We start from the raw sequence: 15,405 nt of genomic DNA, 5'->3' as shown, positions 1-15,405 counted from the left end.
AGTACGAGTTCATGTCCTCGACCGAATGCTACAAGAGCGGCATGTTCGACAAGGCCCTGCTGGAAACCCTGCAGCGCTATGACGAGATCATGGCCATCATGCTACCGACCCTCGGCAAAGAACGGCAGGCGACATACTCGCCCTTCCTTCCGGTCTGCCCGACCACGGGCAACGTGCTGCAGGTCCCGATCATCGAGCGCAACACCGATGCCGGGACCGTGGTCTATGAGGACCCGAATGGCGGCGGCAAGGTCGAGGTGCCGGTCACGGGCGGGCATTGCAAGCTGCAATGGAAATGCGACTGGGCGATGCGCTGGCATGCGCTCGGCGTCGATTACGAGATGTCCGGCAAGGATCTGATCGACAGCGTCAAGCAAAGCTCCAAGATCTGCCGCACCCTCGGCTCCAAGCCGCCGGAAAGCCTGAGCTACGAGCTGTTCCTCGACGAAGAGGGCGGCAAGATTTCCAAGTCGAAGGGCAATGGCCTCTCGGTCGAGGACTGGCTGCGCTACGGCTCGCCGGAAAGCCTGTCCCTGTTCATGTACCAGCAGCCGAAACGGGCCAAGCGGCTCTATTTCGACGTCATCCCGAAGAACACGGACGAGTATTTCCAGTTCCTCGACAAGCTGGAAGAAGAGACCGATGAGGCCAAAAAAGTCGAAAACCCGACCTGGCACATCACACAGGGACGCGGGCGCGGCAACGAAGAGAAGGTGCCGCTCAGCTTCGGCCTGCTGCTGAACCTCGCGAGCGTCTGCCATGCAGAGGACACCTCCGTCCTCTGGGGCTATATCGCCCGCTATGCACCCGGCGCGACGGCGGAAAGCCACCCGGTTCTGGACCGGATGGCCGGCTACGCCGTGAACTACTATCAGGACTTCGCCCGGCCGCAGAAACAGTACCGCGCTCCAACGGAGCAGGAACGCGCCGCGTTCGAAGATCTCGTTGGCGAGCTGAAAGCCCTTCCGGCGAACGCCGATGCGGAGACGATCCAGACCCAGGTCTACGAAGTCGGCAAACGCCACGACTTCGAGAACCTGCGCGACTGGTTCAAGGCGCTTTATCAGGTCCTGCTCGGCCAGGATCAGGGCCCGCGCTTCGGCAGCTTCATCGCGCTCTATGGGCGGGATGAAACGGTGGCGCTGATCGGGCGCGCTTTGGCGGGTGAGGATCTGGCGGCTTAAACGGCGTCAACAGACAAGTAAATTACTACTTTATATTGAACACCACCCATATCTGAACTTTGATACTCAGGCACATCCGAGGAGGAGAACGTGTCTGAGTATCTTCATCAAATTTTCGGCAGAGAGCGGCTTGAATGCCGAGCGGTTAGCGAACTGATCGGATTGGCTCACGGCATGCTTGCCGATGGCAAAATAGATCAAAACGAAGCCGAGTATCTTCAAAAATGGCTGGTTGCAAACGAAGCTGTTACCGATAGCCCAGTCATCGTTCTATTGCGTCGTCGGGTAGATCAGTTTCTCGCGGACGGAATACTTGATGAAGACGAAGCGCTCGATTTGTTTACTGTGTTAAGCCAGTTTACCGGCAACGATTATGAGTTGGGCGAACTACAGAAATCCACATCTCTACCATTGGATACTCCACCTCCGGCCATCGAGATTCCTGGGAAGAGTTTTTGCTTTACTGGAACCTTCGCCTATGGCTCACGCCGCGAGTGTGAGAGCGTGATATCCGAGCTGGGCGGTAACCCCGGCCCTATGAGAAAGACAACGGATTACTTGATAATTGGCGTCTATGCGACCGGATCCTGGGCGCACTCATCATTCGGCAGAAAGATTGAAAAGGCTTTGGCATTCCGTGAGACCGGATCGAACGTAGCAATTATTAGCGAAGAGCATTGGGCCACTCAAATTCAATAGATCAGCGCTTTCATACACTACAAAAAACGGCCCAAATGAGGGCCGTTTTCGTATTAAGAAATTGTTTTCAGATCAGAAACGGTACCCGACACCGATACCGAACACCCACGGATCGAGGTCCGCGTCGACATTGATCGGGCCACCGCCGACATTCGTCGTGATCGTCGTGTCGAGAAACACCTTCTTGACGTCAACGTTCAGCGACCACGGGCCGGAGATCGCATAGTCGAAACCGGCCTGAAGCGCATAGCCGAAGCCATTGTCGTAGGAGATCGACTGCGCCGCGCCGGGCTTCTCGTCATAGAAGAAGGTATAGTTGATACCGGCACCGAGATACGGGCTGAAGCGCTCCTTCGGCATGAAGTGATATTGCAGCGTCAGGGTCGGCGGCAGCAGCATGACGGAGCCGAGATCGACGTTCGGATTTTCCCACTTCAGATCATGCTTGGTCGTTGCCGCGATCAACTCCACCGCGATGTTGTCGGTGATGAAGTAGGAAAAATCGACTTCCGGCACATAATCGTTACTCAGCTTGCCCTCACCGGTCGGGAGGTCGCTTGAAGACGTGCTTTCATCCGGAATCATGGCGATGCCACGGGCCCGGATGACAAAGTCACCAGCCTGCTTGGGCTTGAATTCGTCAGACTGGGCCAGCGCCGCACCGCTGGCGGTCATAAGTGAGCCCAGTACGGCAAATGTGGCTGCCGCCGCCATCAACTTCCCGGAGAATGTCATCCGTCCGTCCTCTTGTATCAAAATTTCTGGCGGCAAACTGCACCGCGCGTGCGCCAGCGGCTTTGACACAGATCAACCTCGCGAATGAAAAACAGCATTTTTTTGAATGATTTAACTGATCGACATCAGATCCTTGAAATCGGTCTTGCGTTTGGTTTCCATGATATTCATATATGTTATATTATAACATTACGTATTGGAGACTTCCCGTGCCCGACAATCGCCTCCCCGTGACGGTGCTTTCCGGATTTCTCGGTGCCGGCAAAACCACGCTGCTGAACCGCGTCCTCAACAATCGCGAGGGCCGCCGCGTCGCCGTGATCGTGAATGACATGTCGGAAGTGAATATCGACGCGGATCTGGTGCGGGCCGGTGGTGCCGAGCTCAGCCAGACGGAAGAAACGCTGGTGGAAATGTCGAACGGCTGCATCTGCTGCACCTTGCGGGATGACCTGCTGCTGGAGGTGCGCAAGCTTGCGGAAGAAGGCCGGTTCGATTATCTGCTGATCGAGTCCACCGGCATTTCGGAACCGCTCCCCGTGGCAACCACCTTCGATTTCCGCGACGAAACGGGCGCGAGCCTCTCCGACATTGCCCGGCTGGACACCATGGTCACGGTTGTCGACGCGGTGAACTTGCCGAAGGATTTCGCCAGTCACGACGCACTCGCCGACCGGGGCGAAGTCCTTGGCGCGGAGGATGAACGCACCCTTGTCCACCTGCTGACCGACCAAATCGAATTCGCCGATGTGATCGTCATCAACAAGGTCAGCGACGCGGGGCCGGACGGGCTGCGTGCCGCGCGGCAGATCGTGCGGAGCCTCAATGCGGATGCCCACCTGATCGAAACCGATTTTGCGGACGTGCAGGCTGGAGCCATCCTCGACACCGGCCTGTTCGATTTCGAAAAGGCGCAGGACCATCCACTCTGGGCCAAGGAGCTATATGGTTTCGCCGAGCATGTTCCGGAATCCGAGGAATACGGCATCGCCTCCTTCGTCTACCGGGCGCGACGGCCGTTCGACCCCGGCGAGATCCACGAATTGCTAAACGGCCCGCTGCCCGGCGTGATCCGTGCCAAGGGCCATTTCTGGATCGCCACCCGGCCGGACTGGCTGGCCGAATTCTCCCTCGCCGGCGCCCTGTCCAGCAGCACCCCGCTCGGCACATGGTGGGCCTCGGTCCCCAGGGAACGCTGGCCGGACCATGCACCGTTCCGGAATTATATCCGGGAGAACTGGGCCGACCCCTTCGGCGACCGGCGTCAGGAAATCGTCTTCATTGGCTGCGGTATAGACTGGGCCATGCTGAAGGCTCAACTCGATGCCTGTCTGGTGCCGGAAGATGCCTGTAACGATCTCGCGGCGCTAAAGGGCCTGCCAGACCCGTTCCCGTACTGGGGGCAGACCGCAGCCGCGTAAGCCCCACAACCTCACTCAGAGACCGAGCTTGTCCGCCACACGGTGCCAGGCGAGCATCGCCGGCATGAACCAGGGCGTACCGTTATAGAGCGGGCGCCCGTTGAACGGCAGATCGTCGAACGGCGTTGCCCCCTCCTCGCTGCCCAGCATCTTCAGGCCGAGCTTGCGGCCGAAGAAGCTGGCGCGGGCAACACCGGAGCCGCAATAGCCCATGGCGTAATAGAGGCCGTCCATCTCACCCAGATGCGGAACATGGTCGAAGGTATAGGCGACGAGGCCGGACCAGCTGTGGCTGATCTTCACACTTTCCAGTTCAGGGAAGACCTCGATCAATTGCCGCCGCAACAGCTTTGCATTCACCAGCGGCTTGTCGGCGGTACTCGCCGCTCGTCCGCCGAAGAGCACGCGGGTGCCGTCCGGGGAACGCCGGTAATAGGCGACAATGCGGCGGCTGTCCCCGGTCACCCGGTCTTTCGGGAAAAGCCGGTCCATCACCTCGGCGGGCAGCGCTTCCGTCGCGATCATCGCCGTGCGGATCGGCAGGATGCGGCGGCGGAATTGCGGCGTCAGGTCCCCCGTATATCCATTGGTGCAGATCGCGACCTGCTCGGCCCGAATGCTGCCGCGTGGGCAGGAGATATTGAAACCGTCCGTAACCCGCTCCACACCCGTCACCGGTGTTTCGGCTGCGATCGTCACGCCCGCGGCGCGGGCGCATTCCACCAGCCCGTCGAAATAGAGCCCCGGATGAAGACCGCCATCGGTATTGTAAACGATCCCGCCATGGAACAGGTCGGAGCCAATCTCCTCGCGCTGATCGGCCTTCGCCACCATGTGTCCCTCGACGCCGCAGGCCGTGCGCAATGTTTCAAGCTGCCGCGCCATGGTGTCGAAATGCTCGGGCCGGAGGGCACCCCGGAAACGTCCGTTGCGCCGGAACTGGCACTCGATGCCCTCTTCCTTGAGGAAGCCGTCGAGGAATTCGACAAAGCCAAGGCTCTGCCGGAGGATCGCGTTTGCCCGTTCCTCGCCATAAGCCTGCTTCATGCCAAGCACGCCGAGCTTGTGGAAACTCGGGCCGACCATCCCGCCATTGCGCGTGCTGGCGCCATAACCGAGCCGCCCCGCCTCGAACAGCATGACCGACTTCCCCGCCCGCGCCTGCACGAGCGCGGCATGCAGACCGGAAAACCCGGCGCCGACGATGGCGACATCAATCCGGCCCGGAAGCTCGACTTTTTCGGAAACAGGCCTCGGCGCGGCATCCCACCAGTAGGGGGAGTGCGCCATATCCTTGAAAACGGACGTCATTGGAATCCTCGGGAGGGAGTGCGGAGCCGCGGAGCCACTATACGCCCGTCCCGATGAAGCTCAAGATTGAAGCCGCTTCGGTCAAGCCACTACAGTGATATAGGGATGAGGATGCTTCACGAGCTCGGCAGGACCAGTATTAGATGCGCAGATTAAAGGGTTTCCATCCTGCAACCAGGTATCAAGAAAGCCGGGTTTACTGAAACAATTCTTGGCATCATTGGCTTCATATAAGCCGCAACTGGTAACCGTTGGCGCCCATACATATTTGAAATGATTCACCAAAAAAGAAATCGTGCTGCGAAATCGTCCAAAATTAGGGACAGGAAAACACTCGACCTGAACAAACCTCGGCGGCCTAGTTTTGAGTGTTTCACGCGCTCCTTCAAGAACGTCGAACTCAGAGCCTTCTGTATCGATTTTTAGGTAATCCATTCTGTCGAGATCAAGGCTGTCCAGGGGCCTAATGCGAACCAAGACTTCCTCACGCGGTTTCACGTGGCCATGGGCCTCGTCCAGGGCTTCCGCAAACGATCGGGAAAGTGTGTGCGACCCTGAATTCTCTTCACTTACAAAAAACCGATAATAGCCGTCGTTTATCCCCAGACCATAAGCATGCACGGTAACCTTTTCATTATCCGAAAAAGTCTTGGAGAGGTCGGATGCCAGAGCCGGCTCCGGCTCAAATACATGGACATTACCGGCACCATGCTCGACATAAATTTCAGATGTTCGGCCAACATTTCCGCCAACATCGAACACAACATCTCCAGGCTGCAAAAACAATTCGGCATGAAGTTTATCAAGGTTTGATTTGGATACCGGCCTCAACTCATCAATCCTTAATCAAATCAAAAATTATATGCTTAACACAAAAAAACGCCGTCACATTTCTTCATAATGATTACGTCATTTTGACCGATATAACAGAGAGGTAATCATCATAGAATATCTCTCGCCTTATAGTCGCCCCATCACCTCTTCCGCAATGGCGAGCGACGAGGTCAGTCCCGGCGATTCAATGCCATAGAGATTGACCAGTCCCGGCACACCATGCTCATCCGGCCCCTGGATCATATAGTCGGCGGCGGCTTCGCCCTCGGCCTGGATTTTCGGGCGGATGCCGGAATAGGCCGGGGTCAGGCTGTCGTCGGGCAGACCCGGCCAGTATTTCCGGACCGCCGCGTAGAAACTGTCGGAGCGGCGCGGATCGACATCGTAATTGATCTCGTCGATCCATTCCACGTCCGGGCCGAAACGGGCCTGCCCGCCGAGATCGAGGGTCAGATGCACGCCGAGGCCGGCCGCTTCCGGGGCCGGGTAGATCAGGCTGCTGAACGGCGCGGTGCAGCCGGTGAGCTGGTAGTAATTCCCCTTGCAGAAATGCTGCGCCGGGATCGCGTCCGCCGGAAAACCCTCGATGGTGCGCATGATGCTCTGGCTGTGCAGTCCGGCGGCGACCACGACGGTCTTCGCCGTCAGTGCCATGCCGTGCTCCCCACCGACATGCAGCTCGATGCCATCTTCCGTCACCCTGCCGCCCTCGACGGGCGAGAGGAAAGCGATCATGCCGCCATGCTCTTCAAGATCGCCCTGCAGGGCCAGCATGTAGGAATGACTGTCGATCACGCCGGTCGAAGGGGACCAGAGCGCGGTGACGCACCGCAGATCCGGCTCGCGCGCGGTGACTTCGTTGTGGGACAGGAATTCGAGGTCGTTGACACCGTTCTGCGCCGCCCGCTCCTTGATCTGCTGCAAGGCCGGGATCTGGTCTTCGGAGGTGGCGACGATCAGCTTGCCGAGCTTCTTGTAGGGCACGCCGTGGCTCTCGACATACTCGTAGAGCATTTTCTTGCCGCGCACACAGACATCGGCTTTCAGGCTGCCCGGAGGATAATAGATGCCGGCATGGATGACCTCGGAATGACGCGAGCTGGTCTCGGAGCCGATCAGGTCATGCTGTTCCAGCACGATCACCTCGCGCCCCGCCATGGCCAGCGCCCGCGCCGCCGCAAGCCCGACCACACCCGCTCCGATCACCACTGCGTCAACTGATTCCGACACGCCTTATTCCTCCACCCAACATTCTTGTTCGTCATCCCGGACTCGATCCGGGAAGACAGCTTTACTGAGTGATTATGGGGTTAAAACGGCACCTCGTCCGCGTCAACTGACGGTGTTGGAACGGGTGCCGTCCCGAAAAAGGCACGGGTCTCCGCCACCGCCTCGGCGAGGCCGCAACGCCGCACCTCGACACCCTCCGGGAACGCCCCGAGCAGCCGTGTCGGCATCATCGGGTCGAGTAGCACGAAAACGCCCCGGTCGTCCGCCCGGCGCACGAGACGCCCGAAGGCCTGCTTCAGCTTCAGCCGGGTCAGCATGTCCGTATAGCTGCCGCCACCGAAGGCCGACCGGCGGGCGCGATAGAGGATATCCGGACGCGGCCAGGGCACCCGGTCGAAGACGATCAGGCGCAGGGCGTTGCCCGGCACATCCACCCCGTCCCGCACCGCGTCCGTGCCGAGCAGACAGGCGTGCTCCTCAGCCCTGAAAATATCGATGAGAGTTGAAAGATCGAGCCCGTCCACATGCTGGGCATACAGCGGCAGGTCGGCCTCGTCGATGGCGCCGCCGATCCGCCGGTGCACCTCGCGCAAACGCTGGATCGCGGTGAACAGGCCAAGCGCACCGCCGCCGGAGGCAAGGAACAGCTCCCGGTAGGCCGACGCGACCTGGGCCATGTCGTCCTTGCGCACATCGTTGACGATGAAGACGCGCGTCCGGGACGGATAATCGAACGGCGAGGCAACAGCCGCATGCACGGCCGGCGCGTCCAGCCAGACAGCCCCCGTGCGTTCCTCCGCCGCCTGCCAGTCGCGGAAATCGTTGCCGGTGCCGTCCCGCAGGGTGGCCGAGGTCATGACCACGCCCTGGGCCGGTTTCACCACCGCCTCGGCAAAGGGGCGCCCCGGATCGATCCAGTGCCGGTGCAGCCCGAGATCCATATCCCGGCCGTCGCTCCGGTCGATCTCCAGCCAGTCGACATATTCCGCCGGAGTTTCGTGCGCCAAGGCCTTCAGCATGTCGCGCCAGGCGCCGAGCGTCATCTCGCCGCGCCGCTGCAGAGAGCGGGCGACGGCCTCAATGCGCAGGCGCATGGTGCTTTCCAGATCCTCCGCATCCTCGTCCAGCCGGTTTTCTAGCCGCTTCTTCAGCTCCTTCAAAGGCGTCAGAATGCGCGCCAGAGCGGCGTCGAGCGCTTCCGCTGCGTCCAGCAGGCCATCCACCGGCGGATGGGTATCCGTCTGCATGGAATAGGGGCTGTCCGGCTGCTCTGTCCGGGCATAGACCTGCGTGCGCACCAGAGCCAGAAAGCGCTCCGTCTCCCCCTTGGTCTCGCCCTCGGCGATCCGGGTCAGCCAGCCCTCGCCCGGCAGCACGCGCGCCGCATGCATCACCGCTTCAAGCGCTTCCTGCGCCGTCTCGTCATCGGCGATCAAATCCTCCACACGCTTTTTCAGCCCGCGTGCCCGGCCGGAGCGCCTGCCCTCGGCGCCAACCAGCCAGCGCCGCAGCTCCACCGTCTCGATCGCCGTCAGATGCGCGGAGAAGGCGCTGTCCGCCGCATCGAACACATGGTGCCCCTCGTCGAACACATAGCGGGTCGGCAGTGCCCCGTCGTCGATCCCGCCCAACGCCGCCTGGATCATCACCAACGCATGATTGGCGACGACGATCTCCGCCCGCCGCGCTCGGCGCACGGATTTCTCGATGTAGCATTTGGAGTAATGCGGGCAGGCGGAATAGATGCACTCGCCGCGCCGGTCCGCCAGCCCGACCGTACGGCCCCGCCCGAGCAGATCCGCCAGCCAGGCCGGGAAGTCTCCGCCCTGCACATCCCCGTCCCGCGTCACCTCCGCCCAGCGCGCCATCAGGCCGAGGGCAGTGCCGAATTGCGGCATGGTCGGCAGCGTGTTCACCGCCTCTTCCAGATTGAGCAGGCAGAGATAATTCTCCCGCCCCTTGCGTACCACCGCCTTCAGCGCCTTGCGAACCGGGTCGGGATAAAGCCGGTCCAGCTCGCCATCGATCTGGTGCTGCAGGTTGCGAGTGTAGGTGGAGACCCAGACCGCACCCTCATTCTTCTCCGCCCAGACGCTGGCGGGCGCGATGTAACCGAGGGTCTTGCCGACGCCGGTGCCCGCTTCCGCCAGCACAACATTCGGGCGCCGTTCCTCCTCGCGCGGCATGAAAGCGGCGGAGACGGCGGAGGCATAGTCCGCCTGGCTCGGCCGGGCTTCCGCTCCGTCGCCGAGCAAGGCCGCCAGCCGTTCCCGCGCTTCCGTATCGCCCACGGGCTTGTTACCGGCGGGCGGCTCCGGCGCATGCTCGGACCATTCCTCCAGCCGGCGCCAGACCTGCAGCCCGCTCGGACGCACCGGGCCCGGTGGCGGTAATTCCCCGGCACCCAGCGCATGCAGCACCGCATCTCCCCAGGCCCAGCCGCAATTGCGCATGGTCTCGGCAATCGGGCGGGCGCTCGGGTCCCGATCCTTGTCGGCAAGCTCCGCCAGCAGGGAGGCAGCGGCGGATGACAGTATCAGCGCCTCATCCTCATGATCCTGCGGCGGCGCCAGCATCAGGGCCTCGGCAAGGCCGCGCGGTGTCGGCAGGCAGAACTGGGCAGGGCGGACAAAGGCGAAGAGTTCGAGCACGTCGACCGCCGCGATTCCGTCAAGCCGGAGCCGCCGGGATATCGCACGGGCATGGGCGACGAGGCACGGCCCGGAGCGCAACCGTCCGGCCGCTTCCTCATGGCTGATCTGTTCCAGATCACCGTCCGTCCCGAGCCAGACCGCGAAACGCGGGGCGAGGACAAGGCTCGGCAAGGAGGGTATACGGATCTCGCGCTCGGAGGAGGTCATCCACACCCTTTATCAAGGCCGCGCCGGGTTTGCCAGAAGTGCTTGGAGCCTGCATTCTGTGGCCGCCCGAGGCGAGGAAAGAAGATCATGTTCGCAAGCCCTGCGATCCCGGACGAAAAAGCAACGGCACTCATCCAGTGGCTGATCTATCAGGCATGGGAAAAAGCCCCGAACGAGGCGCTGCTGGCGGCGACCGCCGAGCGGATCGTCGCAGCCGGACTGCCGCTCGACCGCTGCCGGGTGGCGATGTACACGCTGCATCCCGAGACCGGCTCACTGATGTTCGACTGGGACCGCGCGGAGAACGCGCCGCAGTCCGGCCACCGGCACGAGATCGCCTATAGCGACGGCAATTCGGACGAATGGAAGGCAAGCCCGCTGCATCACATGATGGCGACCGGCACGATGCGTTTCCGCAGGCGGCTTGCGGGACCTGACGCGGAGCTGGATTTCCCCGCACTCACGGATTTTCAGGCGGAAGGCTTCACCGATTATTACGCCTGTATGTTCGGCGGCAAGGAAGCCCTACGCCTGATCCGCGACGGGGAGCGCAGTTGCGGCGCGATGCTCAGATGGCTGACGCGCCACCCGGATGGTTTCTCCGACCATGACATCGCCTTCATCGACAGCATCGTGCCGGCCCTGACCTCGGCCATTCAGGCCCATCTCGATCAGGAAATCGCGGCCAACCTGCTGGATGCCTATGTCGGCCCTCTGGTCGGCGAACGCATCCTGAAGGGCGAGATCCGGCGCGGCATGGCGGCAAGCCTGAACGCCGTACTGATGATCGCCGACCTGTCCGATTTCACCAGCGTCAGCGATATCGTCTCGAAAGAGGAAATGGTCTCGGCGCTGAACCGCTATTTCGACGCCATGCTGGCGCCGGTCGACGCGGCCGGCGGGCAGGTGCTGAAATTCCTCGGCGACGGCTTCCTCGCCATCTTCCCGTTCGAGCCGGGCATGCAGCGGGAAGTCGCGCAAAAAGCCCTGGAAGCCGCGACAGAGGCCCTGGCCGCCGTCGATGCGCTGGCCGAGACCGAGGCGGATCTGGAGCGCCCGGCGATGGGCCTCAACGTGGCGCTGCATCTGGGCGAGGTGATGTTCGGCAATGTCGGCTCCCGTGACCGGCTCGACTTCACGGTGATCGGCCCCGCCGTGAACGAGGCCAGCCGGATGGAGAGCCTCTGCCGCTCACTTGGCACCGACATCATCCTGTCCGAAACCATCGCCGAGCTGCTGCCGGAGCAGACCCGACTGCTGACCCGGATGGAATTGCGCGGCGTGAAGGGTGAGCGCGCGCTCTATGCCCCCCTCGCGGCAACCACGGGAGCCGCGCGATGAGCGAGCCGAAATTCGACGCCATCGACCGCGCGATCCTGACCTTCATCCAGAACAACGGCCGCGCCGCCTATGCCGATATCGGCGCCCATGCAGGCCTCTCCGTCTCCGCCGTCAACGAGCGCCTGAAAAAGCTGCAAAACGCCGGCGCTATCCGGGGCTACGGCGCCATTCTGGAACCTGCAGCCATCGGCCTCGAAGTGCTGGCCTATGTCTCCGTGCTGATCGACTGGAGCGTCCATAACGAAGCCTTCCTGGAAGCCGTCATGGATATGCCCGAAGTGCTCGAATGCCACCACGTCACCGGCGACTGGTCCTACCTCCTGAAAATCCGCACCCGCTCCAACGATGCGCTGGAAGACGTGATTTCGAACCGCATCAAACTGCTGCCGGGTGTAACGAGAAGCCAGACGGTGATCGCTCTGAAGTCACCGAAGGAAAGCGCGGTCCTGCCGGTGTGAGGTGGTGCACCGTACTCCCACGCCCCCATTCAATCTCCGTCATTCCCGCGCACGCGGGAATCCAGGGAAACCGGACACTACCCTACGATCTCTGGGTCCCGGATCAGGTCCGGGATGACAATTTTGGTGAACGTGTGCGTGCGCTCTCATAATTCCGGGAATGGCCGCACAAAAAGTCCAACACACCGCCCCTTGATCCGTACATATTATAGTCAGCAAAGGAGACGGACAATGGACGTCATGAACTATTCAGATGCTCGCGCCCAGTTCAAAAGCGTGATGGATCGCGCAATACACGACAAGCAGGAAGTCGTGGTCACGCGCAAGAAGGGAGAAGCCGTCGTTGTCTTGTCTCTTGAAGCCTGGGAGGATTATCAGCACTGGGTCGAAACAAATTCCAAGCTCAAGAACCGCATCAACGAATTGATCAAGCAGTGCAAGCGCACGCCATTCGCGGGCTCTGGCAAACCCGAGCCCTTGCGTGGCGATCTCAGCGGATGGTGGTCACGCCGGATCACAAAAGAAGACCCTATGGTCTATCGGGTGACTGGTTCAGGCAATGAGCAAAGCCTGGAAATAGCCCAGATCAGGTTTCATTACTAACTTGGTAACCCGGAATTTGGAGATTTCTGGAGACACGTGAGATAAGGCGTGCGTCCCTTTAATTGCTCAGAATAAAGGTGAGGCTCAAAGCGGTTTTCTTCACCCAGCCCCACTCGCCACCATGTTGCGGCGGTGAAAGCTATTTCTGACCGGAAGTATTAGCAAGCTCCAGCTTGTTTCGCGCCGTAGGATGCTTGACTGATCGTATATTTATCTCCAACATCCGAAGACAGTTGTTCAATCAGCCCGCGACACGAAAACCCCATCATACTAAGATACTGCTGAGCAGATCTTGCTGCCTGCTCATTCCAGTCAACCGATAGGCTGTTCACCGCTGCTGTGGCATCAGCCACACTGTAGCCATCGCCGTATGGAGACGACAGCTGCTCAATGAGGCCATCTCGGGAAAAGCCTTGTATTCTCAAATAATTATTAGAAGACCTGACAGCATTTTTCTGCGGGCCTGTTAGTGATTGTGCCAAAGTGACTGAGGCGCTCATAAGTGCGCAAAAAAGTCCGATGACGACCGCTGCTTTCTTCATGGAATTTCTCCATCGCGATATACCTCGCGGCACCTGCGAGTACGTCATTGCCAAAATCGCTATATTCATGATTGGGTCAATATCTTTTTTGTTTGAAGTCACCCTCCATGTAAGCACTCTCACGTTTATGAGAGACGCTTTCCCCACAAACGCGCTCAAAGACCACTGTTGGATGGCTCTGCCCCTTTCTCACGCTGATCGCTAAGAAGAAGTGCGTTCAACCGCTCCCGCTCAACGGAAGAGAGGGACACGATACTTAATTCCACTTCCTCATAACACCCACGCGACACGCTAGACAGGCACGGTCGCGACCACACGCATGATCCCCCTCGACACAGCCCCACTAGGGGCCATTCACTCCGGCATTCATTCCCGGCACACCATTTATCGACGCGCACTCACCCGTCAGAATACACTCAAAAGAAGATCGGTTCGGGACCTGGGGAGGGCCTTCAGAATGACACCGACACTCGACAGTATCTTTGCTCTGCTCGCCATGGCTCTGCCGCTGATGGGCAGTCCCGGTCCCGCCATTGTCGCTGTCACCGCGAACGGGGCGGCGTTCGGGGTGCGGGCCAGTTTGCCGTTTTTGTTCGGGATCTATGCCGGGGTCTTCACCGTGCTGTGCCTGACCGCGTCCGGGGTGACCGGGCTGTTGCTTGCCCTGCCCGGGGTCGGACCGGTTCTGGTCGGTGCGGCGGTGCTTTATATGCTCTATCTCGCCTACAAGATCGCCACCGCGCCGCCGCCGGGCATGACCGGTGACGCGGGGGCCGCCGCGCCGGGTTTTATCCCGGGCTACGGGCTGTCGCTGACGAATGTGAAGGCCTACACGGTGTTCACCGCGCTTTATGCCGGGAACGTGCTGATCGAGACGGACCCGATCATGGATACGCTCTTCAAGCTCGGCATCCTGACCTGCGTCATGCTGTTCGTGAACGGCACCTGGCTGGTGTTCGGCGGTGTGTTCGCCAGTTTCATCCGGTCGCCGAAAATCGGCCGGGCCTTCAATATCGTCATGGCGATATTGCTGCTGGTGTCCGTCGCCCTTGCAGTGAAGCCATGAGTGCGGGCTAACTGATACTGGCTCTTACCTCCGCACGTCTGGACCCTTGATTGTCTCTGTTCCTGTTTGTCAGCACGGCCCTGATCTGGGCCACGGGCGCGTTTGCCACAACTCTGCAGGCCGGTATCGTGCCGATTCCGGTTTCTGTCGGCTATCGCATGCTGCTGATGACTGTCGCCATGCTTGCCGTGATCTTCGTGACACGCACGCCGCTCCGGGTGCGCCGCACGGACGTGCCCTGGCTGGTCGTACATGCGACGACGTTTTTCGCCCTCAATTTCATCTGCTTCTATAACGCCACGACCTATATCCCGAGCGGCGTGGCGACACTGGCGCTGTCCACATCGCCGATCTTCGCCACCATCATCGGTTTCCTTGTGCTGAGGGAGACCGTACGTCCCCGCGCCATCCTCGGCATGGTGATCGGCATCGGCGGGCTCGGCCTGATCGTCGCACCGGATCTTGCCGATCTTTCGGACGGCTCGACCTTGTTGTTCGGCATGCTCTGGGCTCTTGGCGCATCGTTCGGCACCGCCGTCGGCACCGTGATCGGCGCCCGCAACCAGCGGGCGGGCGTGCCGCCCTTCGCGACGAACTTCTGGGGCGCGCTTGGCGGCGCGGGTATCGGATTCGGGTTGGCGCTGGCGGGCGGCCTGCCCATCGTCATCGACTGGTCGCTGCGCTATATCGGCTCCCTGCTCTATCTCGGGATCGCGGCGTCCTGCGTTGCCTTTCTGATGTTCTTCAGCCTGGTCACCCGGATCGGCCCAGGGCGCGCGGCCTATATCTTCACCGTGGTGCCGGTGATCGCGCTGCTGATTTCGACCGTGCTGGAAGGCGTGGAGCTGACGGCGATCATTGTCGGCGGCACGGCCATGATCCTGACCGGCAATGTGCTGGTCCTGAAGCGCTAACCGGCCCGGCGGCTGTCTTCCTCCTGAGCCTTCCCGTCCCAGACCTGAATAAAGCGCATCTGGCTCGAATTGATCTCCAGCGCCGTCAGCACGCCGGTATTCACAGCGCCGCTATCGATGCCGATGCGATGATCATGCACCTCCGGCTCGCCATGGTTCCACTCGACCGTGTGGCCATGCACGACGGTCAGCTCGAACGGCCAGAC

At 60.8% G+C, this 15,405-nt stretch carries 14 protein-coding genes and 1 pseudogene; 8 read left to right on the top strand and 7 right to left on the bottom strand.

What is annotated here, in order from left to right; genetic code table 11:
• Together AAC126_RS18300 and AAC126_RS18295 are read left to right on the top strand one after the other, a co-directional pair.
• A partial coding sequence (locus AAC126_RS18300; protein WP_339855995.1) for a lysine--tRNA ligase occupies positions 1 to 1,184 on the top strand: 1,184 nt, incomplete at its 5' end.
• A 90-nt stretch (positions 1,185 to 1,274) separates the two neighbouring features.
• On the top strand, positions 1,275 to 1,883 hold the full coding sequence (locus AAC126_RS18295) for a BRCT domain-containing protein (RefSeq protein WP_339855994.1): 609 nt from the start codon (positions 1,275 to 1,277) through the stop codon (positions 1,881 to 1,883).
• Between the two features lie 72 nt (positions 1,884 to 1,955).
• Here the strand turns inward: AAC126_RS18295 and AAC126_RS18290 are convergent, their stop codons facing one another.
• Positions 1,956 to 2,618 carry an OmpW family outer membrane protein gene (locus AAC126_RS18290; protein ID WP_339855992.1) on the bottom strand — a complete coding sequence of 221 codons (663 nt, stop codon included), beginning with the start codon at positions 2,616 to 2,618 and terminating at the stop codon, positions 1,956 to 1,958.
• A gap of 209 nt (positions 2,619 to 2,827) precedes the next feature.
• Between AAC126_RS18290 and AAC126_RS18285 the strand changes: the two genes are divergently transcribed.
• Positions 2,828 to 4,039 carry a GTP-binding protein gene (locus AAC126_RS18285; RefSeq protein ID WP_339855990.1) on the top strand — a complete coding sequence of 404 codons (1,212 nt, stop codon included), beginning with the start codon at positions 2,828 to 2,830 and terminating at the stop codon, positions 4,037 to 4,039.
• Between the two features lie 15 nt (positions 4,040 to 4,054).
• Here the strand turns inward: AAC126_RS18285 and AAC126_RS18280 are convergent, their stop codons facing one another.
• The 4 genes from AAC126_RS18280 to AAC126_RS18265 all read right to left on the bottom strand — a co-directional run bounded on the left by AAC126_RS18280 (position 4,055) and on the right by AAC126_RS18265 (position 10,275).
• Complete coding sequence (locus tag AAC126_RS18280; protein ID WP_339855988.1) at positions 4,055 to 5,350, bottom strand: FAD-binding oxidoreductase; 1,296 nt, start codon at positions 5,348 to 5,350, stop codon at positions 4,055 to 4,057.
• A gap of 81 nt (positions 5,351 to 5,431) precedes the next feature.
• Positions 5,432 to 6,181, bottom strand: coding sequence for an FkbM family methyltransferase (locus AAC126_RS18275; protein WP_339855986.1), 750 nt, complete (start codon positions 6,179 to 6,181; stop codon positions 5,432 to 5,434).
• Positions 6,182 to 6,310: 129 nt separating this feature from the next.
• Complete coding sequence (locus AAC126_RS18270) at positions 6,311 to 7,414, bottom strand: NAD(P)/FAD-dependent oxidoreductase (RefSeq protein ID WP_339855984.1); 1,104 nt, start codon at positions 7,412 to 7,414, stop codon at positions 6,311 to 6,313.
• Between the two features lie 80 nt (positions 7,415 to 7,494).
• A complete protein-coding gene (locus AAC126_RS18265; protein ID WP_339855982.1) occupies positions 7,495 to 10,275 on the bottom strand; it encodes an ATP-dependent DNA helicase in 2,781 nt (926 codons plus the stop codon).
• A gap of 87 nt (positions 10,276 to 10,362) precedes the next feature.
• Between AAC126_RS18265 and AAC126_RS18260 the strand changes: the two genes are divergently transcribed.
• The 3 genes from AAC126_RS18260 to AAC126_RS18250 all read left to right on the top strand — a co-directional run bounded on the left by AAC126_RS18260 (position 10,363) and on the right by AAC126_RS18250 (position 12,677).
• Positions 10,363 to 11,616: an adenylate/guanylate cyclase domain-containing protein gene (locus AAC126_RS18260; protein ID WP_339855980.1), complete on the top strand. Its 1,254-nt coding sequence runs from the start codon at positions 10,363 to 10,365 to the stop codon at positions 11,614 to 11,616.
• Positions 11,613 to 12,074, top strand: coding sequence for an Lrp/AsnC family transcriptional regulator (locus AAC126_RS18255; protein WP_339855978.1), 462 nt, complete (start codon positions 11,613 to 11,615; stop codon positions 12,072 to 12,074). Before AAC126_RS18260 ends, AAC126_RS18255 begins: the two co-directional genes overlap by 4 nt.
• A gap of 231 nt (positions 12,075 to 12,305) precedes the next feature.
• On the top strand, positions 12,306 to 12,677 hold the full coding sequence (locus tag AAC126_RS18250) for a Txe/YoeB family addiction module toxin (protein WP_339855976.1): 372 nt from the start codon (positions 12,306 to 12,308) through the stop codon (positions 12,675 to 12,677).
• A gap of 158 nt (positions 12,678 to 12,835) precedes the next feature.
• Here AAC126_RS18250 and AAC126_RS18245 read toward each other — a convergent pair whose 3' ends face one another.
• Entirely contained in the window at positions 12,836 to 13,219 is a 384-nt protein-coding gene (locus tag AAC126_RS18245; protein WP_339855974.1) for an Ltp family lipoprotein, read from the bottom strand.
• 457 nt (positions 13,220 to 13,676) lie between these two features.
• Here AAC126_RS18245 and AAC126_RS18240 point away from each other — a divergent pair, with 457 nt between their 5' ends.
• Together AAC126_RS18240 and AAC126_RS18235 are read left to right on the top strand one after the other, a co-directional pair.
• Positions 13,677 to 14,285: a LysE family translocator gene (locus AAC126_RS18240; RefSeq protein WP_339855972.1), complete on the top strand. Its 609-nt coding sequence runs from the start codon at positions 13,677 to 13,679 to the stop codon at positions 14,283 to 14,285.
• Between the two features lie 50 nt (positions 14,286 to 14,335).
• Positions 14,336 to 15,199, top strand: a complete 864-nt coding sequence (locus AAC126_RS18235; RefSeq protein ID WP_339855970.1) for a DMT family transporter — start codon at positions 14,336 to 14,338, stop codon at positions 15,197 to 15,199.
• On the opposite strand, the pseudogene AAC126_RS18230 reads toward AAC126_RS18235, so the two are convergent.
• Positions 15,196 to 15,405, bottom strand: a pseudogene (locus tag AAC126_RS18230) (hypothetical protein); the annotation flags it as partial. The gene AAC126_RS18235 and the pseudogene AAC126_RS18230 sit on opposite strands and share 4 nt — an antisense overlap.

Source organism: uncultured Nisaea sp., from assembly GCF_963974195.1.
Lineage (GTDB): Bacteria > Pseudomonadota > Alphaproteobacteria > Thalassobaculales > Thalassobaculaceae > Nisaea.
The sequence above is the reverse complement of the archived record's forward strand: the minus strand, read 5'-3'. Positions and strand labels throughout refer to the sequence as shown.